The organism is Vibrio fujianensis (assembly GCF_002749895.1).
Taxonomy (GTDB): domain Bacteria; phylum Pseudomonadota; class Gammaproteobacteria; order Enterobacterales; family Vibrionaceae; genus Vibrio; species Vibrio fujianensis.
The window spans coordinates 231546-254079 of sequence record NZ_NBUS01000054.1 but is presented as its reverse complement, the minus strand read 5'-3'; the positions used below and the strand labels follow the sequence as shown (position 1 = coordinate 254079).

The 22534-nt window shown below is 43.0% G+C and carries 20 protein-coding genes and 1 pseudogene; 15 read left to right on the top strand and 6 right to left on the bottom strand.

Annotation, left to right across the window (positions count from 1 at the left end; all coding sequences use genetic code 11):
* The 3 genes from B7C60_RS14275 to B7C60_RS14265 all read right to left on the bottom strand — a co-directional run.
* Window positions 1-2067, bottom strand: a 2067-nt coding sequence (locus B7C60_RS14275; protein WP_245869487.1) for a hypothetical protein, incomplete at its 3' end; no start/stop codon positions are given.
* Entirely contained in the window at window positions 2061-2630 is a 570-nt protein-coding gene (locus tag B7C60_RS14270) for a condensin complex protein MksE (RefSeq protein ID WP_099612240.1), read from the bottom strand. The genes B7C60_RS14270 and B7C60_RS14275, both read right to left, overlap by 7 nt.
* The gene (locus B7C60_RS14265; RefSeq protein WP_099612239.1) at window positions 2620-3897 is read right to left on the bottom strand and encodes a hypothetical protein; all 1278 of its coding nucleotides are present in this window, start codon (window positions 3895-3897) and stop codon (window positions 2620-2622) included. The genes B7C60_RS14270 and B7C60_RS14265 overlap by 11 nt, the downstream gene beginning before the upstream one ends.
* Window positions 3898-4493: 596 nt before the next feature.
* Here B7C60_RS14265 and yiaK point away from each other — a divergent pair.
* From yiaK to B7C60_RS14205, 12 genes are all read left to right on the top strand, one after another.
* Window positions 4494-5495 (top strand): 3-dehydro-L-gulonate 2-dehydrogenase, encoded by a 1002-nt coding sequence (yiaK, locus tag B7C60_RS14260; RefSeq protein WP_099612238.1) that lies wholly within the window; start codon window positions 4494-4496, stop codon window positions 5493-5495.
* Between the two features lie 24 nt (window positions 5496-5519).
* On the top strand, window positions 5520-6011 hold the full coding sequence (locus B7C60_RS14255) for a TRAP transporter small permease (protein WP_099612237.1): 492 nt from the start codon (window positions 5520-5522) through the stop codon (window positions 6009-6011).
* On the top strand, window positions 6008-7294 hold the full coding sequence (locus tag B7C60_RS14250) for a TRAP transporter large permease subunit (RefSeq protein ID WP_099612236.1): 1287 nt from the start codon (window positions 6008-6010) through the stop codon (window positions 7292-7294). Before B7C60_RS14255 ends, B7C60_RS14250 begins: the two co-directional genes overlap by 4 nt.
* A 15-nt stretch (window positions 7295-7309) precedes the next feature.
* A complete protein-coding gene (locus B7C60_RS14245) occupies window positions 7310-8284 on the top strand; it encodes a TRAP transporter substrate-binding protein (protein ID WP_099612235.1) in 975 nt (324 codons plus the stop codon).
* Window positions 8285-8370: 86 nt separating this feature from the next.
* The gene (locus tag B7C60_RS14240) at window positions 8371-9063 is read left to right on the top strand and encodes an L-ribulose-5-phosphate 4-epimerase (RefSeq protein WP_099612234.1); all 693 of its coding nucleotides are present in this window, start codon (window positions 8371-8373) and stop codon (window positions 9061-9063) included.
* A gap of 94 nt (window positions 9064-9157) precedes the next feature.
* Window positions 9158-9646, top strand: coding sequence for a NanQ anomerase/TabA/YiaL family protein (locus tag B7C60_RS14235; RefSeq protein ID WP_099612233.1), 489 nt, complete (start codon window positions 9158-9160; stop codon window positions 9644-9646).
* Window positions 9646-11139: an FGGY-family carbohydrate kinase gene (locus B7C60_RS14230; RefSeq protein ID WP_099612232.1), complete on the top strand. Its 1494-nt coding sequence runs from the start codon at window positions 9646-9648 to the stop codon at window positions 11137-11139. The genes B7C60_RS14235 and B7C60_RS14230 overlap by 1 nt, the downstream gene beginning before the upstream one ends.
* Entirely contained in the window at window positions 11132-11776 is a 645-nt protein-coding gene (locus tag B7C60_RS14225; protein ID WP_099612231.1) for a 3-keto-L-gulonate-6-phosphate decarboxylase UlaD, read from the top strand. Before B7C60_RS14230 ends, B7C60_RS14225 begins: the two co-directional genes overlap by 8 nt.
* A 7-nt stretch (window positions 11777-11783) precedes the next feature.
* Window positions 11784-12542: an IclR family transcriptional regulator gene (locus B7C60_RS14220; RefSeq protein WP_099612230.1), complete on the top strand. Its 759-nt coding sequence runs from the start codon at window positions 11784-11786 to the stop codon at window positions 12540-12542.
* Window positions 12543-12551: 9 nt separating this feature from the next.
* A complete protein-coding gene (locus tag B7C60_RS14215; RefSeq protein ID WP_099612229.1) occupies window positions 12552-13421 on the top strand; it encodes an L-ribulose-5-phosphate 3-epimerase in 870 nt (289 codons plus the stop codon).
* A gap of 10 nt (window positions 13422-13431) precedes the next feature.
* The gene (locus B7C60_RS14210; protein ID WP_099612228.1) at window positions 13432-13755 is read left to right on the top strand and encodes a hypothetical protein; all 324 of its coding nucleotides are present in this window, start codon (window positions 13432-13434) and stop codon (window positions 13753-13755) included.
* Between the two features lie 68 nt (window positions 13756-13823).
* A complete protein-coding gene (locus B7C60_RS14205) occupies window positions 13824-15029 on the top strand; it encodes an MFS transporter (RefSeq protein ID WP_099612227.1) in 1206 nt (401 codons plus the stop codon).
* 601 nt (window positions 15030-15630) lie between these two features.
* Here the strand turns inward: B7C60_RS14205 and B7C60_RS14200 are convergent.
* From B7C60_RS14200 to dcuC, 3 genes and pseudogenes are all read right to left on the bottom strand, one after another.
* Window positions 15631-16098, bottom strand: a pseudogene (locus B7C60_RS14200) (NAD-dependent malic enzyme); the annotation flags it as partial.
* Window positions 16098-17456: a class-II fumarase/aspartase family protein gene (locus B7C60_RS14195; RefSeq protein WP_099612226.1), complete on the bottom strand. Its 1359-nt coding sequence runs from the start codon at window positions 17454-17456 to the stop codon at window positions 16098-16100. The gene B7C60_RS14195 and the pseudogene B7C60_RS14200, both read right to left, overlap by 1 nt.
* A 10-nt stretch (window positions 17457-17466) precedes the next feature.
* Window positions 17467-18828 (bottom strand): C4-dicarboxylate transporter DcuC, encoded by a 1362-nt coding sequence (dcuC, locus tag B7C60_RS14190; protein WP_099612225.1) that lies wholly within the window; start codon window positions 18826-18828, stop codon window positions 17467-17469.
* A gap of 643 nt (window positions 18829-19471) precedes the next feature.
* Here dcuC and B7C60_RS14185 point away from each other — a divergent pair.
* The 3 genes from B7C60_RS14185 to B7C60_RS14175 all read left to right on the top strand — a co-directional run bounded on the left by B7C60_RS14185 (window position 19472) and on the right by B7C60_RS14175 (window position 22331).
* The gene (locus B7C60_RS14185) at window positions 19472-20515 is read left to right on the top strand and encodes a porin (RefSeq protein WP_099612224.1); all 1044 of its coding nucleotides are present in this window, start codon (window positions 19472-19474) and stop codon (window positions 20513-20515) included.
* Window positions 20516-20524: 9 nt separating this feature from the next.
* Window positions 20525-21304, top strand: a complete 780-nt coding sequence (locus B7C60_RS14180; RefSeq protein WP_099612223.1) for an SGNH/GDSL hydrolase family protein — start codon at window positions 20525-20527, stop codon at window positions 21302-21304.
* Between the two features lie 142 nt (window positions 21305-21446).
* Window positions 21447-22331, top strand: coding sequence for a MurR/RpiR family transcriptional regulator (locus B7C60_RS14175; RefSeq protein ID WP_099612222.1), 885 nt, complete (start codon window positions 21447-21449; stop codon window positions 22329-22331).
* Window positions 22332-22534: the final 203 nt, after the last annotated feature.

The following is a 22534-nucleotide window of genomic DNA, read 5'->3' as shown; positions in this document are numbered from 1 at the left end:
ACGCGCTTTTCTCTCTAACGCTTGCTTTTCATCATCTAAACAGTGGCTAAATTGAATAATGCCTTTTAGCTCTTCATCTTGAGTGGGTGCGATTTGAAACTTCGTCAGCCCTTTCTGAGCCAACTCATTTTTCATTTGGCGTAGCTCTTTAGAAAGGTTATCCAGTTCCCGGCAATCGTTGATGAACTGTTCAAGACGAATGGGGAGAAACTCCAAGCTCCACGCTTCGGTCGCTATCCATGGGGTATGAGGCTGTTCCGATAGCGCCGTAAAGAGGGATTGATCATCCATTCTTTGCTCTTTGAGCGCCTCAACACGGTTATTATCTGAAGTTAACTTACTGAGCTTTCCCGAAGTCTTGTTGATTTGTTCGGTCAGCCCTTGATAGCGGTCTTTCGCACTGGCTAAAGCATGATTAATCGCTGTGATCTCTTGCTCGATCTTGGCTTTTTCTTCTCTACGTTGAGACTGACTAGCGGTGAGTTGCTCAAGTTGCTGATAATCAATGAGCGCCTTTTCACACTCTTTCACAGCTTGGTGTAAATCGTTCTTTTTCTTTTCCGCCAAATCCCTTTGCTGACTGACCTCTAGCAGTTCTGTCAGGCTATTTATCTGCTGATCAACACTATTTATCTCCTCCATCAGCTCTTGTTCGGTCTTTTGAACATGTTGAGGAATGAGCTCATCAAGGGATATGGTTAAACCAGAAAGAGTGAGCGTCTGGGCAGCTTCACCACTCAGCACTTCTCGAAGCTGATTGATATCGAGTGAATAGTGCGAAGGTGAACGCTGCATCACTTGCTGACTCAGCACTTTGTTCAGTTTTTCTAACTCATGCGCTTTGAGCAATTTGGAGAGATGAAGGTACAAATTATCGTCTAGAGTTTGCCGCTGCGTTTCCAACCTTTGGCGCTTTTCTGTCCGTTCTTTTAACTGTCTGGCTAAATCTGATGAAGAAGAGCGTTGCGATTGAATACATAGCGCGGCCTGTTCTTCATAACTTTGTTTTGCTAGGTTGAGTTGGCTCTCTAAATAGGCGTGATTCGGAATCAACGCAAAGTGAGCTTGAAGCTCTTGGTGCTGCTCTTCGATGCGTTTTAGATCAGTGAGCTTGCTGTTTAACCCACTGCGTGCTTCAGCGCGAGCAATATCTTGGTGATGTAACTGATTTTGTTCTTCTTCAAGCTGATGCTTCTGGGCTGATAATTTTTCTCTCGTTGTTTGCACGTGACCATGCCAATCTTGCAATAATTGGTTCACTTTGGGTTGTGCCGCTGCAATTTTGCCTCTTAACGACAATACACGCTCAAATTTATGCTCCAGCTCTTCGATGGTCGCAAGATTATTCACCGCCGCTAGATACTGTTCCCGCTCTAAGTTGATATCCTGAAATGCCTTCTCCCATTCTTGCTTAAAATCGATACTCGCATTGGGCAGCTCACGGCTAAATATCTTGAGCAAGTAGTCTTTTACGTCACTGGAATTGAGCTTATCCAATCTGAGTGTTTTGGTGAGTACTTGCTGGAATGAACGTGCATCGCTTACGTGTTCAAGTTTGAATACCGTGAAGTCGGTGTCAGCGGTCTTCTTACTCTTTGCACCACCGTAAATCAAATGACGAAAATCTCTTTCATTGTATTGATAGACTCTGTACTGGTGGCTAGCTAGATGGTTAACCAGTTTGGGTTGAGTAACAATATGGCCATCCGCCAAACGGTAATCATCTAGGTTTAATTCGCCTTTGTAGGCAAAGTATTCATAATCGTGGCCTACGCCTTTACCAACACAGCCGAAAATAACCGTTCCGGTTTGAGGAAGTATGACTTCAAGCAGGATGTATGCGCTGTTGTTTGGGAAATAAAAACGACGTGCTTTTTCGACGCTATGAGAGCCAAAGTCCATTCTTCTTTGGTCAATGATCAGTAGAAACTGGAGGGCGTTAATTAAACTGGTTTTACCGTGATTATTTGGTGCGATTAATGATACAGAATCATCCAGAGGGAGTTCAGCTCGCTGATATCCAGCACTGCCAATTAATGCGAGACGTTGAAAGCCGTAATTTAGCATGATTCACCCTCCTCATCCGTGACTCCATCGCTGACAGAGGCTTGCTCGGTAATCGCCTCAAAGTGGTCTAAGTAACGATATACCGAAGGTAATAAGCGCCAGTGGTTGTTTTCTTGAATCGCAAAGCCTTTTCGCACCGCATTTTCGAGGATTTTGACCAATCCGCCTTGATCTAACTCTTCTGCATCCAACAATCCTTGATGCTTTTCATAGACTTCATTTAGCACTTTATTATCAATGATCCACTGATAAAACTGGCTCAAAGAGCGACCATTATCCGCTTGGTAGTCAAAAATCACCATCAGCAAAAGCGCCAACTGTCGCGATTGCTTGTTGATGTTTTGATTCCCCTCATCGTCATGAAACCAAGCAAAACCACGGCCATCGATACGTAGCTCAAACCCTAGGTTAGAAAATAGATGTCGATACTGTTCCGATTGCTGTTCGAGTTCATACCACAGGGCTGCATCTGTCGAACGGTTCAGGTGTCGACCTGAATTGAATAAGTTGAACAGTTCTGTGAGATGTGTCAGCTCGGTTAAATCGAGTTTACTATTTCGCATTATCCATATCCTTTGCACTGGTTGAGCGAGTCAAGGTCGTTAGTTGATGAGGATGATAAGTGACAGAGACGGTGCTGAGCGCTGTAGTACAAGGATTTGTACCCAAAAGGCTTTGCCATTGTGGTTCTCGCACCAGTTCATGATAGAGACGGAGTAATTCCGTATCAGGTAAATAGCGATAGTGTGACGTTAACCAAGTCATGAGATTCTCAACCGGCAATGCTGCTGCAAGTTGTTCACGCAATCGCTGTTCATCGATCCAATTCACTAAGAGGCTATCAGAGAGCTCTTCTTTGTCCGGAAAAGGAATAGAATTAGGTTCAAAACTCAAAAATTCAGCCATCAGTTCACGTACTTCGTTCCCAATCTGAATTTTACTGGTACGACTGGCTTTCCATAATGGTAAGCCGACTGCGTTTAGCCCTCGAACTAGCCCCTTCTTACGAACTTGGCTTATTTGTTTACTGATCACAGCGGAAAGCTGGTTGTGCAACCTTGCTTCGTCTCTTAGTGGTAAAAGGGTATCGGCACATTGCTGAGCAATGATTCGTCCTTGGTATCGAAGATCTTTGACTTGATAGGCAATCTGACGCATTGCTAACCTTTGTTGATACAAAGAACCGCGAATAGCCAGCGTATCAACGGTTTTGTCTAGTGCTTCTTCTGCTTTTTCCAACAATGGGTAGAAGCTTCCTCCAAGACCGCTATCCATCATTTCATTCATGGGTTCAACGTATTGGTCGTACACTTCGAGAACTTCACGATAGCGGCGTTCAATTGGCACACTGGTGTCTGCTGATTTAGCCGCTTCAGCAATATCAAAAATGGCTTGCTTATCTTGTGTTAATTGTTGGGTAATCTTTCTCGTCAACTCTGACAATTGGTTTGCGCCTGTACGCAGTAAATCATTATCGTTGTCTTCAAGTCCCTTTAGTACTTGACTGGTCGCGTTTTTGATTGCCTCAACGCGAGCTTTAAGTACCGCAGACAAACCAAGCTCATGCTCCTGAGTCAATCCGCGTACAAAATCCACCACCAACGTGTTAATCTGATAATCGCTACTTCGGCTGATAGGCTGCAAGATATCCGCGTTGATAAGACTCGCCAGCACGCTGTTAGGATCTGCATCTTTGTTTTTATACTGGTTTATCACTTGTTCGAGGATACGGAGCTCAAACGCGGGGAACTCTCGTGAAAGCCGGGTTAACTGCTCAACCACTTCCCAGTGACGGTGTAATTGAAAAACAAGACTTTTAGGGGCAACCATTTCCACTACCTTATCCACAAAGTTCTAAGCTTTGATTCACCAAGACTATGCATAGATTGAAACTAAACTCATAATGTCCACTTAATGGCAACAGGTAAATAGTGAATACATAAGCATGTCGAATAACTAGACAAAGATCTTAAAATGCATGCGTGCCAATACGTTGGGATCGGCTGTTTCGATACCGGATAATTGAGATTGTTATTTTTGCCACAATCACTTAATGCTAAATGTTGGCATTGATCGTTATAAAACTTAAACAGAGCTAATCTTGCATGAGCCTTACCAGATCTCAACAACACAAATCTCCTCTAAATAGATAGAGCGACATCTCATTGAGCCGATACCTCCTGTCAACCTTTCTCTAAAACACGTTTTTTCATCAGAATAACCCACACAACTTTGATCCAGAGCACATCAATTGTTCCGCAATACGGAATAAAAGGATCTTTTTATTCCTTTTTTTTAACCAGCTAGTAAATATTAACAAAAGACTTACTAAGAAAACATTTTCTCAACTTAACGCACAGTTTCATTTTGGAATCTTAGTGATAATAAATTCCGTATTATGGAACTTAATTAAACGGAGAGCGCAAATGCCATTAGTATCTATAGAAAAATTACAACAAGAATATGAACGCATCCTCTTAGCTCGCGGCATGAAACCTGATATGGCAACTAAATTAGCGGCAGGTTTTGTTGAGATGGCGAACGAAGGAACTTATTCACATGGTATTAACCGTTTCCCGGTGTTCATCGAGCAAGTAGATAAAGGACAAATCAAGCTTAATGCTGAACCAGAATGCGTTAATAGTATGGGAGCGTTAGAGCAATGGGACTGTCATTTTGGCCCAGGGGTGCTGAACGGATTAATTTGTGCAGAACGCGCAATGGAACTGGCTCGTCACTACGGTATTGGCATGGTTGGCATGCGTAACTCTAACCACTGGATGCGTGGCGGAGCTTACGTTCTAAAAATGGCACGCGAAGGGTTTGCTGGTATCGCATCAACTAACTCTATTGCGGTGATGCCAGCTTGGGGAGGAAAAGACCATCGTGTCGGTTCCAATCCACTGATTATGGCGATTGCTGGCGATCCTCCTGTTGTTGTCGACTGCTCCATGACTCAATTTTCCTATGGACAATTACAAAATTTCGTATTGGCAGATAAAGAGCTGCCTGTCGTTGGCGGTTTTGACAATAACGGTGAACTCACCAAAGACCCACATGTACTTTGGGAAAATAAACGCCTCCTTCCTATGGGCTTTTGGAAAGGCTCTTCAATGGCGATTGTCCTGGACATGATGCTAACGGCAATCACTGGTGGTAACTCGGTGCCAGCACTGACGGAAGATATGGGCGGTGAATTTGGTGTATCTCAATTCCTAATCGCTATCGACCTAAGTAAAACAATGGACGAAAGCCGTTACAACGCAGAAATGAAACGGATTCGTGACTACGTACTGGCTTCTGAACCTGCAGAAACAGGCTCCGTCATGATTGCAGGATCTGAAATTCAACACTTTATCGATAAACACAAAGCGGCCGGTGGCATCGAAATTAACGATGGCATATGGGATCAAATTACCTCTCTGTAATTCTCCTAAGGTAGGGAAAGCTTTATGCAAAGTTTATTTAAGAATATTTGGAAAAGCATCGACGTCATCATGGCGGTCATACTCACGTGTATGATCGTCCTCGTGTTTACCAACGTGGTATTACGTTACGGCTTTTCATCAGGTCTTCGTCCCTCTGTTGAACTATCTCGCCTTGGTCTTGTATGGATTGTCATGCTTGGCGCTGCTGTTGTGCTGCGCCGAGGTGAACATCTAGCTGTGTCGGAATTTTCAGAACGGTTATTTCCAAAGGCTGTCCCCATGTTAAGGCGACTTTGTTGGGTCGTCGTGCTCATGTCAGTAGGCATGCTTTACATTGGTTCATATCGCCAAATGATGGCTAACTGGTCAGATATTTCTCAACTTACAGGGCTTCCTTCCGCGTTATTTTACTTAGCTGGCGTGGTGTCAAGTGTGCTTATGGGAGTCATCGCTTTGGTGCGAATTTTCAAGCCAGACTGGCAACTAGATAGCTTAGAAGAGGAAAAACAATCATGACTCTCGCCATTTTCTTATCGGTATTGCTTGTCTCAATCTTGCTTGGTCTTCCGGTTGCTTTTGCACTGCTATTGTCTTCAATAGCACTGATGCTACACATCGACTTCTTTAGCCCAGATATTCTGGCGCAGTCGTTAATTAATGGTGTAGATAGCTTCACGTTGCTTGCGATTCCATTCTTCCTCATTGCCGGTGAAGTGATGGCATCAGGTGGTTTATCACAGCGTATCGTGCGCTTAGCAACAACTTATGTCGGGCATCGTCAAGGAGGTTTAGGTTACGTAGCCATTATGACGTCGGTTCTGCTTGCAGGGCTATCAGGTTCAGCAGTCGCAGATGCAGCCGCCCTAGTCAGTATTCTTTATCCAATGATGAAAGCCGCGAAATATCCTGAAGCACCGTCAATGGGCCTGCTTGCTTCTGGCGGGATTATCGCCCCAGTGATTCCTCCTTCAATTCCTCTGATATTAGTCGGCGTGGCAGGAGGTATCTCAATCAAAAATTTATTCCTAGGAGGTATTGTTCCCGGTCTATTAATGGGGCTGACTTTAATGTTTATTTGGCGCATGACTGTTCGTAAAGAGAATCTAGCCACGTCAGAGAAAGCAACCACCGCAGACAAACGTGCAGCGCTGAAAGACGGCGTTTGGGCACTGTTATTACCCGTTATCATCATTGTAGGTATTCGTTTCGGCATTTTTACGCCAACTGAAGCGGCAGTTGTCGCAGCAACTTACGCCATTTTTATCTCAACCTTTGTTTACAAAGAACTAACTCTTAAAAAGTTCTACCACATCGTTATCAACGCAGGCCGTTCAACCGCTATGGTAATGTTCTTAGTCGGCTGTGCCATGGTCGCAGCATGGCTAATTACGGTGGCACAACTTCCTCAGCAGCTCGCTGAACTGTTGGGCCCACTGGTAGATAGCCCTCGTCTTCTAATGGCCGTCATTATGCTACTTGTATTGTGCATTGGCATGGTGATGGATTTAAGCCCAACGATTCTAATTCTTGTACCTCTATTAATGCCAGTCATCAAAATGGCAGGCATCGACCCAACTTATTTTGGCCTGTTATTCGTTATTAACTGTTCGATAGGTTTGATTACGCCTCCAGTAGGCACCGTACTAAACGTCGTGTGTGGTGTCGCTAGAGTTCCAATGTCTACTGCTGTGAAAGGTGTATTGCCATTCATTGGTGGATACATGGTTCTACTTGCATTGTTTGTCATATTTCCAAGCATTATTACTGTGCCAATGTCATTTGTCATTGGTCAACCTTAGACGGAGAAAATCATAATGAAAACGCTACTAAACATCACGTTACTAGCTTCAACCCTCGCAATGAGTGCTAACGTACTTGCTGTAACAACCTTGAAACTAGCACATGCGGCACCGGAATCTGATTTACAACAAGATTTATCGTTGTTCTTCAAGAAAGAAGTGGAAATTCGTTCTAATGGCGATATTAAAGTCAATATCTATCCACAAGGCCAGCTAGGCAGCGATAAGCAGATGATCGACGGCTCTCGTGCGGGCATTGTCGATCTAGCCATGGTTGGTTTAAATAACTATAACGGTTTAATGCCTGAATCAGCAGCCTTTACCCTACCATTCATATTCCCCAATCGTGAAACTGCATACAAAGTTCTAGATGGAGAGCCTGGCCAAGAAGTGCTCGCGAATTTCGAGAAATTTGGCCTTAAAGGCCTTGGATATCCCGAGAACGGCTACCGTAATATGACTAATAATAAAAAACCCATTCGCACACCAGCAGACGTAAAAGGGCTGCAGATGCGCGTCAATAACTCTAAAGCGCTTAATGATATGTTCAACGAACTGGGTGCTAACCCACAACAGCTTCCAGTATCGGAGCTTTATACCGCGCTTGAAACTGGTGTAGTTGACTCTCAAGATCATCCGATTTCTGTAACACTTTCATTTAAATTCAATGAAGTACAAAAGTACCTAAGCCTTACACAACATGCTTATTCTCCTTTAGTTCTTACCATGAACTTACGCAAGTTCAATGGGTTAAGTCCGGAACAGCAAAAGATTATCGAAGAAGTTTCAGCAGAAGCGATAGCGATGCAGCGCAAACTTAGCATTGAAAAAGAAGACGAGATGATCGCATTACTTGAAGCTGAAGGTATGCAAGTAAACCGTGATGTCGACGGCGCAGCATTCCAAGAAACAATCCAACCGGTTTGGAATGCATACATCGAAAAACATGGCGACACCATGATCAATAAGATCAAGGCTGCGGCTAAGTAACTTTTGTCACGATTGCCTAAACCGCTCATTTGGGCAATCTCGTTTTTCATTTTCTTCCTATAACAAAAAATAATGGCAGTTTACTTATGTACAAACAATTAAAGCAACGCGTTCTCACAGCAAACTTACAGTTACCCAAATATGGTCTGGTTACCTTTACATGGGGCAACGTATCGGAAATTGATCGTGAACTTGGCGTGATTGCTATCAAACCGTCAGGCGTAGAATACGATGTGATGACGGTCGATGATATTGTTGTTATCGATCTGGACGGAAATCGTCTCGAAGGCGCGCTAAATCCGTCAAGCGATACCGCTACCCATATTGAGCTTTATAAAGCTTTTCTAACCATCGGCGGTATTGTTCATACCCATTCACGCAATGCCACGATATGGGCGCAAGCTGGGCGAGATATCCCTGCCTTAGGTACAACTCATGCTGACTACTTCTATGGGGATGTTCCTTGCACACGTTTACTGAGTAAAGAAGAGATTGAGACCGATTATGAAAAGAACACAGGGTTGGTCATTATTGAAGAATTTAATAGACGAGCGATTGACCCACAAGCGATGCCAGGAGTCATTATCGCTGGTCACGCACCATTTACTTGGGGCAAAAACGGATCAGATGCGGTGCACAATGCGGTCGTGATGGAAGAAATTGCAGCGATGGCAACGGCAACACGTGCTATCAGTCCAGAAGCCATTATACAACCAGAATTGCTCGACAAACACTATCACCGCAAGCATGGTAAAAACGCATACTACGGGCAAAAGTAAGGGGGTTCTATGAAATCTAATGATGATAAACAGAGCTTGGCTGAGTGATTAAGTCAGATATTTCTCAATCCCACCCACTAAAACAGAGGACGCCATGTTAGTTGGAAATACTCAACCTACTTCAATAACCCAGTCTTATCCTGTCGTTATTCAGAATGTGCTGGACTATTTAAATAGTCTTGATCAAGCTTCTCTCGCATTGGGCCGCCACGAATTCCCTCACTTGGATTCTAATAAAGCATGGTTTGTAGTGCTGGAATACGATAAACAGCCTGTGGAAAATTTCAAACCTGAAGTTCATAAATACTATGCTGATTTACAAATCGTACTTGAAGGCAATGAAACCATGGCATGGTCTATCGATACCGGTGAGCACGAAGCTTCAGAACCCTATCTAGAACAGCGAGATCTGCAATTCTATAAAAATGAAGGTATCACACTCAACTTCATTCACGCGACTCCGAACCAGTTTTATTTGTTCACGCCCAATATCGTGCATATCACCAATATTCAAAATGATGACACCCAACCCGTCCGAAAACTGGTGGTTAAAATTCATCACGAATTACTGGAAGCTAAATAATGAACTACTACATCGGGATTGATTCTGGCGGCACCTTTATGAAAGCGGCACTATTCGACGCTAAAGGGACGCAACGAGGACTAGCTCGCGTTTCAGCGACTGTTATCAACAATCAGCAGGGCTGGGTTGAACGTGATTTGGATGCCCTTTGGAACAATGCGGTTGATGTTATTAGGCAATTATTAATAACCACGAAAGTTGATCCAAACTGCATCAAGGGGTTGAGTATTTCCGCTCAAGGAAAAGGGGTTTACCTACTCGATAAACAAGGGAAAAACCTAGGCTATGGCATTATGTCTTCCGATGCACGCTCTTTGCCTATTGTTAAACAATGGCTGAAACAAGGTATTGCCGAGTCGACCTATCCAAGCACGTTACAAACGCTTTGGACAGGACACCCGGTTTCTATTCTTCGCTGGATTAAAGACAATGACGCTCGGCGATACAACGATATCGGTGCGGTACTGATGGCGCATGACTATTTAAGATATCGCCTAACCGGAGAAGTCGCAGCCGAACTTACTAACATTTCTGAAAGTAACTTATTCAATTCCATCACTGGTCAATACGATCAAGCATTATTGGCAACCTTCGGTATTGAAGAGATCTGGGAGGCGCTACCTCCGATCATTAAACCGCAACAACAAGCTGGGAAAATTACCGCGGAAGTCGCTTTGGAAACGGGCCTTGCGGTAGGTACTCCCGTGTTTGGCGGCCTATTTGATGTCGTCTCTACCGCTATCTGCTCAGGAATCAATTCGTCGGAAGAAGCGCTCAATTACGTAATGGGTACCTGGTCGGTAACCTCAGGCATTGCAAAACAAGTGACCAAAGATAACTATCCTTTTGTCTACGGTCACTACGCCATTGACGATGAGTACATTATCCATGAAGCCAGTCCGACCTCAGCAGGAAATTACGAATGGTTTGCAGATTATTTGGGTGAAAACGGACAGCTCGATCACATCCAAAATCAAGCCTTAGTGGCCGCATTAGAACCAGCAGCAAGCACTGTCTATTTTGTCCCTTTCCTTTATGGCTCTAATCAAGGGTTAGGTCTGAAATCGGGCTTCTATGGTCTTCAATCACACCACTCTAAAGCTCACCTAATTCAAGCTATCTGGGAGGGGATCCTGTTCTGTCACAATCTTCACCTTGAACGAATGCGTCAACGTTTTCCGAAAGCAAAAGTGCTTAAAGTAACCGGCGGCCCAGCAATGAGCCCGGTATGGATGCAAATGTTAGCTGATCTAACTGGGATGACGGTCGAGATCTCAGATGTTGATGAAACAGGCGCATTAGGTGCGGCGATGATAGCCATGGTCGGCTCTGGCGAGTTTGATTCACTTCGTGACTGCATTCATAGCATGACAAGATCAGTATCACGCATCGAGCCTAACCCTAATCACTACAGAATTTATCAAAAAAAATACCACAACTATCAAAAACTCGTTCAGTTATTTAAACAATTTGAGGATGAAATGGATGTCTAAACCACTATTACAAATGGCTCTGGATGCAACCGATCTGGATACCGCTCTCGCCGCTATCGAGCACGTTGCTGATAAACTTGATGTCATCGAAATCGGCACTATTTTAGCTTTCGCACATGGCGTGGACTGTATAAAAATCCTCCGCAAAAAATACCCAAATCATACCCTCGTCTGTGACATGAAAATCACGGATGCTAGTGCTATTTTGGCCCGCTTAGCAATGGAAGCTGGTGCCAACTGGGTTACCGTCAGCGCTGCGGCTCATATTGAGACCATTCGCTCAGCAAAACGCGTCACCGATGAATTCAATGGAGAAGTGCAAATTGAACTTTACGGCCACTGGACAATGGAAGATGCCAAAGCGTGGATTGAAATGGGAATTACCCAAGCCATTTACCATCGCTCGCGTGACGCTGAGCTTGCTGGTATCAGTTGGACCCAACAAGATTTAAATAAAATGCAGGAATTATCGAATTTAGGAATTGAACTATCCATTACTGGTGGTATCGTGCCTGACGAACTGCATTTGTTTAAGAATCTTTCGGTTAAGTCATTTATTGCTGGTCGAGCTTTAGCTGACAGTCATGGTTGTGAAGTGGCTGAAAGTTTTCACAATGAAATAGGAAAACATTGGTAGCACATATATGAGTGAGCAAATTAAGTCGTTGTCTAAGGCATTGAGTGTTCTGGAATTTTTAGGGAAATACCCCAATGGTGTAGCTCTACAAAAAGTGTCAGAAGGCACTGGCTTTAATAAGTCTTCCGTTCACCGCATATTGGCAACGTTTGAAGATTCAGGATACGTTGCTCAAATAGGTTCTGGCAAAGAATATCGCCTCACGATGAAGTTAGTACAGCTTGGTCATGCCGCGATCAACTCAGATGTCACCGGTAGCGTAAAACCCTTCCTTTTAGAGCTACTTGATGATGTCAATGAAACCGTGAATTTTCTGTCATTTGATGCCGACAATATCATCTTTAGGGACAAACTCGAACCCGTCAACGCCGCCTTTCGAACCCGAACCTATGTGGGGTTGCATTCTCCCATGTACTGTTCAGCCGCAGGGAAATGTTACCTAGCATTTAGTACTGATGCGGTGCGAGAAACTTATTGGCAACGTAATGTCAGCACCATTAAACCGTTAACTGAGAATACCATACTCGATAAATCTCAGTTTTTTAGCGCGTTAGAGAAAATTAAAGCGCGCGGTTACGCCCTGGATGATGAAGAAAACGAAGCTGGTATTTCTTGTGTTGCCGTCCCTATTTTTGACAAAAACAATACTCCTGTATACGCGGTCAGCGTTTCTTCATTAACACCCAAAATGAAAGCTCTAGGGTATGAAAAAATCGCAAGTAAGATTCAAGACATCACCACGCGTATAGAGAAACAACTTTTTTAAGGACAAAGCATGTTCAACTCTCACAACAAATTTAGATTAGGTATTTACGAAAAGGCGCTACCAGACGATCTTTCTTGGCAAGATCGATTAATTAAAGCGAAAGAGGCGGGATTTGATTTTATCGAAATTTCAGTGGATGAAACCGATAAGCGTCGCGCCCGTCTTGATTGGTCAGATGAAGAGATATACCAACTTCGACGCTTATGCGAAAAATACCAAATGCCATTGCAATCGATGTGCTTAAGTGCACACCGAAAGTTTCCATTTGGTTCAATGGATGAGAATATTCGTGCTGAGTCCCAGCGTATCATGGAAAAAGCGATTACTTTGGCATACAAACTAGGTATCCGCTGTATTCAGATGGCCGGCTATGACGTTTATTACGAACCGCAATCAGAAGAAACCCATCACCGCTTTATTGAAGGAATGAAACAAGCAACCAAGCTAGCGGAAAGAGCCGGTATCATGCTCGGCGTGGAGATAATGGATACCCCATACCTCAACTCGTTAAGTAAATTTGAAGTCCTTAAGCGAGAAATTCCATCACCTTATTTTATGGCTTACCCAGATGTAGGCAACATCTCCGGTTGGAATTACGATGTGTGCACTGAGCTGAAATTAAGTCGCGATCATCTTGTACAAGTCCATTTAAAAGACACACTACGCGTTTCAGAAACCAGCGATGGTCAGTTCCGAGATTTAGTTATTGGCGAAGGCCAAGTAGACTTCGCTGCCATTTTCAAAACATTAGCCGATATCGACTACCGTGCACCTCTTGTTATCGAAATGTGGGCAAAAAACGACAACTGGTTCGAAGATATCACTCAAGCGAAAGCAACACTCAAATCTATCGCCAACCAATCTGGTTTTGAGTTATAAGGACACATTGATGACTATTATTCGCACCGCGTTCTTTGAAGCAGATTTAACCGAAGAACAAAAACAAGACTTCTACCAATATATGGAGAAGGAAGTGGCTCCAATCATTCGTACTTTTCCAAATAATCTAGGGGTCGTGCTTAACAAACCCAAAGCCATTGAAGCAAACAGTCATAAGAAGTTACTGCTTATGATGCAACACGAGTACGAAGACGAAGCTTCAATGCGCCAAGCTTTAGATTCAGATGCTCGAATAAGTAGCATGCTCGCAACCGAAATTATTGTAGAAAAATACAATATTCATGTTCACCACATCAACTTTGTACGTGACTAGGTTTTCTTAAATAAAGCCCAAAAAAGCAGAAGGCTATCTTCTGCTTTTTTATGAGTAAAGGAGAGACAATGCTACCTCTTCATTTAAAAGATGCTCCGCTTGTCTTGCTGTCACTGATCTTTTTTATTTGGGGGGTGATTACGGTTTCAAGTAACTCCCTTATTCCTTACTATAAAGATGCCTTTTTACTCGATTATAAAATGTCCATGCTGTTTCCAATGGCTTTTTTTATTACACGAGTAACCGTTTCGCTCCCTACTTCTTTCGTTATGGCGAAGTTCGGTTATCGAACCACCATGAAATATTGTCTTTACTGGTGCTTTGCGGGCTGCTTGGTCATGGCTTATCTTGTCAGAACAGAGTCGCTGTATCCAACCTTATTGGGAATCTTACTGATGGCATCTGGAATCTCAGCCATTCAAGTAGTCAGCTCACCTTACGTATCGCTACTATCTACACCAGATAAAAGTGTCATTAGGCAAAGTATTGCGACGGCGGCAAATTCCGTTGGAACCGTTCTTGGCCCACTACTACTAACTGGAGTGATGGTTGCAGCAACGGCCATCGGAATCCAACAAACTTCACTTCATGTTTCCACCCTGTTTTTGCTTATTGCAGGCTTTTTTGCCGGGCTACTGGTGCTTTTCAATAACATTGATTTGCCTGACATCAAACCTAAACAGCTCTCCGGCTTTTGGCAAGGCCTTGCATGTTTAATACGCAACCGAGAGTTTATGACGCTCGCGGCGGTGCTATTATTTTATATTGGTGTCGAAGTCAGCTTTGGCACTTTTACCATTATCTACCTCGCCGACGAATACTACGGAGGTTTGGGCCTGATTAAAGCGACACAATTTATTAGTGCTTATTGGATCTGTATGTTTGTAGGCCGTTTGCTATTTGCGAAATTCGGCTATTTAATTAACCGACATGTCCTTTTCACGCTTGCATGTCTTATCGCTGTACTGATTAGTGTTATTGCGTTGTTTGCACAAGCAAAATGGGTAGGTTTTCTATTGTTATTGGTAGGACTATGCAATGCCACTCTTTACCCTATCATATACGCACAAGCGCTACATGCATCAGGTAAATATAGTTCACAAGGTGCCGCTATCTTGATTATGTGTTCAATCGGAGGTGTGATATTACCCTTCTTACAGGCAAGCTTGATTGACATTTTTTCGTTAAGCACTAGCTATATTACGCCCGTTATAGCCTATCTAATCATGACTATTTTATATTGGTCGAGCTTAAAGAAACAGGGGGAATCTTAAGCCACCATAAACCTATCGATACCCTTCCGACTTCACGCTGCAGGGGCGCGCTTCCCCGAGCATATCGATGATATAAGTAAAGCAAGTAGTCGATAGTCGCGATAGACCGAAGTCCATTAATATTAAACCCAAGCAGACGCCACAAGTAACACAATAGCCGTCATAACAACACTAGCTTTAGCAAAGAAAAAGACTTCATTTAAAAAAGAAGGTTTCCGTGCTATCTGGTGGCTTTGATTGCTAATTGTTGCAGTATTCATGCCCTTTACTCTCATCTCAATGTAAAACAAGACTAACTTTGCACCAAATTGTGACCAAGGTCAAAACATTTTGGTGTTTTATCACACAATTAGTAAACCATTGCCCTTAAGATAAAACATGGTTCCAATTTATTCGGATAAAAAACAAAGGAATGATACCAAATGGATCAGTTTTGCATGATCGGTGGCACTCTTTTACTAAGCTGCCTGTGCGGCAGTGAACATAGAATAAATCAATAAAAACAAGTGACAACCGTTAGTTAGGTTAACAATCAAATTTTTATCTTGTTAAAAATGCCTATTATAACTCCTTGTATTTAAAGGTTATTTAAAATGAGAGCACCTAAACCGAGAATCCGTTCGCCATCGGTAATCACAATGACTTTGACATGAGGATTGGGTGCGTTGTTGAGTATCGCTTCTAACTCGTCTTGATCTTCAAAACTTAAAAATAGCCCTCGATTGCGACGGTAGATTTGCGAAAATTTCTGGCACGCTTTTCCCACCGTTGGTGTATAGATGATCGGCATCATCTCTTCGATGTGTTGGTTGATCAACCGGAAGTAAAGCGTTTCATTGGTATCTTGAATATTGCGTAAGTAGATGTGCTTTTCTATTGCGGAGTTGAACAAGGAGAACTGCTCATAAGCGCGACTCACTTGCTCATCAATGGTTTCAATAGTAGCTGGTAATAATCCAATCAAATTGAAGTTTTTACGCTCTTCCAATGTGAAAGCACTACCTTTATTTAATAGCGGGGTATTTAACAAGGTATTCCCTGCTTGGCGGATAAACATTTTCTTCGACATTAGTAAGCCACCTTTCGATAAAGCTCTATCGTTTCATCAATCAACGCATCATTACAGCCGAGATAGTGTTGAGGATCGCAAGCCGCATCAATTTCTTGGTCCGTTAATATCGCTAATACCTCTGGGTTTTGTTTCAATATTTGCGCTAAATCGCCTTGTTTTGGGGCTTGAGCAATGGCCTTTTTGATGCTGTTGTAACCGATACTGCGCCCCACTTTTTCTGCTGCTTTCATCATTACCGCCTCTGACATAATGAAATGCCGAGACGCCGAAAAATTGCTGCGCATTTTGTCTTGATGGACGATCAGCTTCGCAATGAGTCGCTCCGCACGCTCGAGCGCCGTGGAAACGGCCAATGATGCCTCAGGGACTAAGCTCCAATTCAACACGCGCATTGACGCTGCACGAACATCTTGTTGATCCATCAGATTGGGCGCGCCACTGGCATACATCCACCCCATTCGAGATAAGGTCTGGATCATATTGGCGGCTCTTGGGTTGGCTTTATGGGGCATGGTACTTGACCCCCCACCCGATTCACCTTCGCACACCTCACCAAGAGCTGCTCGTCCCATGAGTTCCGTATCATTCGCGATGCGACATAAGGTACCGTGAATTAAAGCAAAGAACTGAATTAACTCGACAATATTGTCTAAGCTGGCATTGCCCAATCCTTTCGGTTCAGTCAATTCGAGCTTGGCAAATAGTCGCTGTCGAACCGCTAACCCGTGGGAACCGATTGAAGACAAATTACCAACGGCACCACCATAAAGACCGGTCGTCACACGAGGATATAGCTCATCAAGGCGTGTCAGATGCCGAGTGATCTCTTGAAGATAACCACTGACTTGAAGCCCCCATGTGGTCGGCAAAGCATCCATTGCATTGGTTCTTGCGACCATCACCGTACCTTTATGTTTTAATGCCATCAACTCAAGCTGCCCCCCTAACGCAACCAGTTGTTGACGAACGATGTGCAGCGTCTGCTTTAAGCGCATCGCAAGACTGGTATCGAGCAAGTCTTGGGTGGTACACCCCCAGTGCAGATATTGTTTTACTTCATCATTTCCTTGTTCTGAAAGCTGATCGACCAGCGGTTTGATAGCCATGCCTACGATAAGTGTGTCTTGTGCTAAACGCTCCCAATCTAAGTGGCGAATATCGCACACCTGTTTGATAGCGCTTGCGGCAGAGTGGGGAATTATTCCCAACTCAGCTTGTACCTCTGCAATGTTGCTTTCAAAAGTCAGCCAAGTTCGGATTAAATTTTCATCCGACCAAACTTGTTTCATCTGCTTTTGAGTAAACAGCGGAGAATAAAGGATTGAATCAAATACAGATATGTTTGAACCTTGCATAAATGATGCCTTATGCTCCAATAAAAGTGATGGCTAACACGCTCACTAAACCGCCAAGCATTGGAATGGCAGTTCGTTTGACCAGTTCAATGGGAGGAATACCAGCAACTCCTGCACAAGCAATCACAACTCCTGAAACGGGTGAAAATGAGCGGAAGATCCCAGCGGAAAGCTGCATAGGTAATGCAAGAGCCGCTGTTGAAACACCAACGTGGGCCGCCACATCTGGTGCTAAGTTGGAAAAGCTGAAGAAAGCCGCATTACCAGAACCCGACATCAATGCTGTCACACCGATGATAGCGACTAACATGATAACCATCATGGTGTAACCAAAGCCAAGATGCGTAGCAACACCCAGCATGCCAGAAATAAAGCCAATGGCTTTAAGGCCCACGACGAAAGTTTGCGCAGCGATAATGAGTGATACAACACCGGCAAATACATCGCCCATGCCTTGTAAGTAAACTTTAAGTGAAGCCGCAACTGCCTTGCCATCTTTTGAATAAAGGTAATCGCACACCATCGCAAACGTCAGGCTGATAAACATGGCTGTGACAACATCAATCTTGATAGAGGTGATCGCGAACTTACTGAAGGTCAAAAGCAGTACAAGAGGGAGAACAGGCAATACAGCAAACCATATTGGAGCCTCGCGAGACGAGTCTTCTTTTGCTTGCAGTTCGTATGAAACGCCATTGACTTCGTCACGCTTATCAAACCATTTTTGACAAATAAAATGTAGAACCGCAATCACAAGTGCCGTACACACCCCGACAAACAGTTGATGCTCTACAAAGTAAGAAGCGGCATCAATACCAATGACTTCCGCCGCTTTATTTGAGGCTCCAGAAGCAGGCCCCAAATCCAAACAAGCGGTTGTTGCAAGCACAGCGGCTACTGATGCTGGGGTACAGCCAATTCCCACCAAGACTGGATATAGGGCAACCAATAACAACATCGCCAGACCAACAGCACTTGGAATAAAGACATTCAAAAACTGCCCCAAAATGTAAGCAAGAGCGAGAATGATGTATGGGTTGTTAATTGCAGAGAGTGGTTTAGTCGTCACTTTAACCAGCGCATTGGCTGCACCGATGTACCCCATATATTTTGAGAAACCACCAACCGCCATGATAATTAAACCAAGCTTGGCCAGTGTTGAAGAAGAAATCGATTTGATGACCAAAAAGAAATCAACCACAGTAGCACCTGAAGAGTTCACCCCTTTGGGTAAGAACTCAGGCCCACCAGCAGTGACCCCAATCAGCATCATTAAAATACCAGAACCAAACAATACCGCTTGTGTATTGTACTTCTTGATGATTAGAAATCCTGCCCCAAAAACAACCGGCAGAGCGAGCAGAGCAACCATATGATTCACCTTTATTTAAGTATTAAGTCACCGCTATCTTGTTTCTTAGGTGTGAAAAGCAACATGGGAAGTGCTCTTTCTCTAGAAAAAATGTGAAGCAATTAAAACTCTCCTTCTCGATAACTCGTTAAATCATTGCTTGTTCAAATGACTATCATCATTCACCGTTATATCGCCATTCTTTAGGCAACCTCGATCACAATTTAAATAAAGACTCATTGTATAATGTTGCTTTAATCGTATTGATTAGCCTGTCATGAGAAGTTGAGTTTCCCATAATTCCCACCCTTAAATAATCTAATAACACTATGAATTATATTAGTTTTTCTATTTTTACCTTACATACTTAACATCACGTAAAGCTGTGGGAATTTTCATTTCTCATCACACACGCATCTGGTCAACAAATTGTAGCCATCATTTTAACTAGCTCACAATCTCACCAAATCATTCGCCCTCTCACCTTAGCTTTTCGCGTATTTATCAGCAGGAAATACACCAAACGAATGACTCACATAACAAAATCAAATGGAAATAAGAGATCTATCAATATTTAAGCAGGGAAGCGGTAATTCCCCTATTTTTTCACAGAACCACTCATTACGATGCAACGGTTTCCAATAACAAGCATGGAATGAGCATAATGATTAGAAATAAACTTCTCTTAACCCTTTTACCTACCCTCTGCCTCGCGTCGTTCGCTCAGGCACAAACTGTTTATGATGATGAAACCAATACACTAGATATCTATGGTCGATTAGAAGGCCAAATCGCTCAGGGGGACGGAAGTTTCGCTGGTGAAGATGATAGATCAGGAAGAATGAGTGGTCGCCTTGGTTTTGCTATGAGTCGAGAGCTAAGTGCAATTGAAAATAGCCGTGTCATCGGTAAATTTGAATGGCAAATTCGTACAGAAACCAATGATACTCGCCTTGATGAGGGGGAAGATTTAGAGGCTCGTTACAATTATCTAGGCATCGAAAATGACGATTGGGGCATGGTGATCTTTGGCCGAACTAAAAACCCAATGTATCAAGTGATGAAGATGACCGATAAATACAAAAACTACACTCCCGGTATCTACAACTATGGTATCTCGTCCATTGATACTTCTTACAAGTACAACCGCCAAGACGCAACTTTACAATACAACGGCTACTTTGGCATTCATGAAGTTCAAGTCGCTTATGTGATGGGAAATGGCGAGAATGATCGCCTTGATAACGGGATAATGGCGAGTTATCGAATGAACTATAAAGGCAATGGTTTCAAACTGTCCCCTGCTCTTGCCGTTAGTCGGTATAAGCGCAAGGATGAAGCGACTGGAACATCACGCAAGCAGCACGATCAAATCATGGCCGGTATCGAACTAGGATGGAATGATTTCAAATTTGGTGTAACGGCTGACTATGTTGACATCAAGCAAAATAGCGGTAATCACGACAAATACTTTGGTATGGATTCAATCATTTCTTACAAATGGGATCGCTTCACCGTTCTTGCCGGATACAGCTTCTTGGATGAAAAAGACCAAGACGTTTATGAAAAAGAAGATTGGCGTATTGAAGGTCAATGGACTCTTGCCCGACGCACTTACCTATCTTTAACCTATGACCGAGAACTTGCCTCTAAAAATAAAGACAGTGATGACGATTCAATCACGCTTGGATTGCGTTACGACTTCTAAGGACTTGTGATGAACAAACTATTTAAAACCAATCTACTCAGTACGGCATTAGCAATAAGTAGCTTTGCTGCTCATGCCGATACACTTATCGCACCATCACCAACAGCAAAAATGGACGGTGATAACAAAGTCATTGCGATATACGGAAACTCCTATACCCACTACAACAATAACTTAAATACTCGACTACGTGATTTAACGCGGTCTTTGTTACCCAATAATGCAAAAGGCTACAGTTATCGAGGTATCACAATTTCAAGTGGCCGCTTAGGTTGGCATGAGCAAAACCTTCGTTTTCAAAATACGTTAAAACAGTGGGACGTGGTCATATTTCAAGGTAATTCAATGGAGCCTATTACTAAAAAAGCCTCTTCACGAGAATACTTTGAGCAATCGGCAAAAACCATGGCGAAAATCGCGCATGATGCTGGTTCTAAAGTAGTTTATTTCATGACGTGGGCTCAAGAATCACACCCTGAGCAAACACACGCACTTGCCAAGGCTTATCAAGATATCGCAAAAAAAACCGGCGGATATGTTGCGCCGGTGGGTTTAGCCTTTGAGCAAAGCATGAAGCGCCATCCTGAGATCGTCCTTTATCATAGTGATGGTAAACATCCATCGCTCGCGGGAACTTACTTAGCGGCATGCGTATTTTTTGCCACCTTGTACAATCAATCTCCCGTTGGCGGTGCAGCTCCAACTGACACGGATATGCCAACAGAAACAGCACAGAAGCTACAAACGGTTGCTTGGGATGTCGTCCAAGACTATCAAATGAATCACTAGACAATATGAGGCTTAACTCTTCTGACCTAAAAAGTTAAGCCCACTTCTTTTACTAGGCTCAAATTTCAAAACAGAAAAATCAAACAGAACCCATTCTTGTGATAAGCTTCTTTTTCAATAGTGAACATCCTTAACGGCGTATATGAGAGATAACCTCAATTTAAACACCTACAAACTGCTAGCAGAGCAGGTTCAAGTCCTAACAGAGTCAGAAGCCAATTTACACGCTTTTATCGTTGGCCATTTTGAAGAACTTTCTTACTATGGCATCATCGATCTGGCTCAAAAAGCACAAGTCAGCAAAGCAACCATAGGACGGTATTTAAATAAGCTGGGCTTTACTGGCTATGCAGCATTTAAGAATGCACTCAAAAAAGAGCTGATAACCCATAATATGATTGCTCCAATCGAGGCTAATAAATCGAAGCTTTTCAATCAAGAAATTGATGTCGAGACAGAAGCTCAACGCTATATTGGTAATATCACCCAACTTATTGATCAGTTCTATCAGGAATTGAATATCGAGGATCTCGATAAGCTTTCACAAAAAATTGCTGATAAAAAGCGTATAATTTATGTGGTTGGCCCCGCTTCCTCACATTCTTTAGCTTTGCATTTTTCAACCTTGCTTAAATACAGCCGCTCTAATGTGGTTTTGTTACCTTTAGACAAAAGTGAATTACCCAAGGCAATGCTGGGCATTAGCGACAATGATGTCTTAGTGGCTTTTTCTTATTACCGATTCAATCCAGTAGTCTTGGATATCACTAAATATTTCAATAGCAAACACGCCTTCGTCGCCATGGTAACTAACACATACTCAAATCCTTATGGTATCTACAGTAACGTACAGTTTGTTTTGCCTAGTGATGTTGACTCCATCTTTCACAGCCGCACGATCGGCTTCTTGTTTGTCGAATTACTGCTGTTTCTTGTACAAAAAGTCTCTCGAAATAACGATAATTTTGAAGAGCTTGAGGCGCTATTTAAGTTCTTTGGCACTTTCTCTTCCCTTGAGTTTAAATAACATTTTCATGACCTTACAATTGAGTCAAGTTCTGGCGGTGAGAATAAAATAAACTAAACTAATTAACGGATTGTTGATTAACGGTAAAAAATACAACCATCAGTGAAAATCAATTCTGTATTATTGAAACCCACCATCACTAATATAAAATCAATCAGAACTAAAGGGTTCCATACAGTAACTTCAACTAGAATATATCATAT

What these genes read in the sequence shown, in the direction of transcription:
- B7C60_RS14270 (WP_099612240.1), bottom strand. Translation starts at nt 2,630, where the DNA reads ATGCGAAATAGTAAACTCGATTTAACCGAGCTGACACATCTCACAGAA.
- B7C60_RS14265 (WP_099612239.1), bottom strand. Translation starts at nt 3,897, where the DNA reads ATGGTTGCCCCTAAAAGTCTTGTTTTTCAATTACACCGTCACTGGGAA.
- yiaK (WP_099612238.1), top strand. Translation starts at nt 4,494, where the DNA reads ATGCCATTAGTATCTATAGAAAAATTACAACAAGAATATGAACGCATC.
- B7C60_RS14255 (WP_099612237.1), top strand. Translation starts at nt 5,520, where the DNA reads ATGCAAAGTTTATTTAAGAATATTTGGAAAAGCATCGACGTCATCATG.
- B7C60_RS14250 (WP_099612236.1), top strand. Translation starts at nt 6,008, where the DNA reads ATGACTCTCGCCATTTTCTTATCGGTATTGCTTGTCTCAATCTTGCTT.
- B7C60_RS14245 (WP_099612235.1), top strand. Translation starts at nt 7,310, where the DNA reads ATGAAAACGCTACTAAACATCACGTTACTAGCTTCAACCCTCGCAATG.
- B7C60_RS14240 (WP_099612234.1), top strand. Translation starts at nt 8,371, where the DNA reads ATGTACAAACAATTAAAGCAACGCGTTCTCACAGCAAACTTACAGTTA.
- B7C60_RS14235 (WP_099612233.1), top strand. Translation starts at nt 9,158, where the DNA reads ATGTTAGTTGGAAATACTCAACCTACTTCAATAACCCAGTCTTATCCT.
- B7C60_RS14230 (WP_099612232.1), top strand. Translation starts at nt 9,646, where the DNA reads ATGAACTACTACATCGGGATTGATTCTGGCGGCACCTTTATGAAAGCG.
- B7C60_RS14225 (WP_099612231.1), top strand. Translation starts at nt 11,132, where the DNA reads ATGTCTAAACCACTATTACAAATGGCTCTGGATGCAACCGATCTGGAT.
- B7C60_RS14220 (WP_099612230.1), top strand. Translation starts at nt 11,784, where the DNA reads ATGAGTGAGCAAATTAAGTCGTTGTCTAAGGCATTGAGTGTTCTGGAA.
- B7C60_RS14215 (WP_099612229.1), top strand. Translation starts at nt 12,552, where the DNA reads ATGTTCAACTCTCACAACAAATTTAGATTAGGTATTTACGAAAAGGCG.
- B7C60_RS14210 (WP_099612228.1), top strand. Translation starts at nt 13,432, where the DNA reads ATGACTATTATTCGCACCGCGTTCTTTGAAGCAGATTTAACCGAAGAA.
- B7C60_RS14205 (WP_099612227.1), top strand. Translation starts at nt 13,824, where the DNA reads ATGCTACCTCTTCATTTAAAAGATGCTCCGCTTGTCTTGCTGTCACTG.
- B7C60_RS14195 (WP_099612226.1), bottom strand. Translation starts at nt 17,456, where the DNA reads ATGCAAGGTTCAAACATATCTGTATTTGATTCAATCCTTTATTCTCCG.
- dcuC (WP_099612225.1), bottom strand. Translation starts at nt 18,828, where the DNA reads ATGGTTGCTCTGCTCGCTCTGCCGGTTGTTTTTGGGGCAGGATTTCTA.
- B7C60_RS14185 (WP_099612224.1), top strand. Translation starts at nt 19,472, where the DNA reads ATGATTAGAAATAAACTTCTCTTAACCCTTTTACCTACCCTCTGCCTC.
- B7C60_RS14180 (WP_099612223.1), top strand. Translation starts at nt 20,525, where the DNA reads ATGAACAAACTATTTAAAACCAATCTACTCAGTACGGCATTAGCAATA.
- B7C60_RS14175 (WP_099612222.1), top strand. Translation starts at nt 21,447, where the DNA reads ATGAGAGATAACCTCAATTTAAACACCTACAAACTGCTAGCAGAGCAG.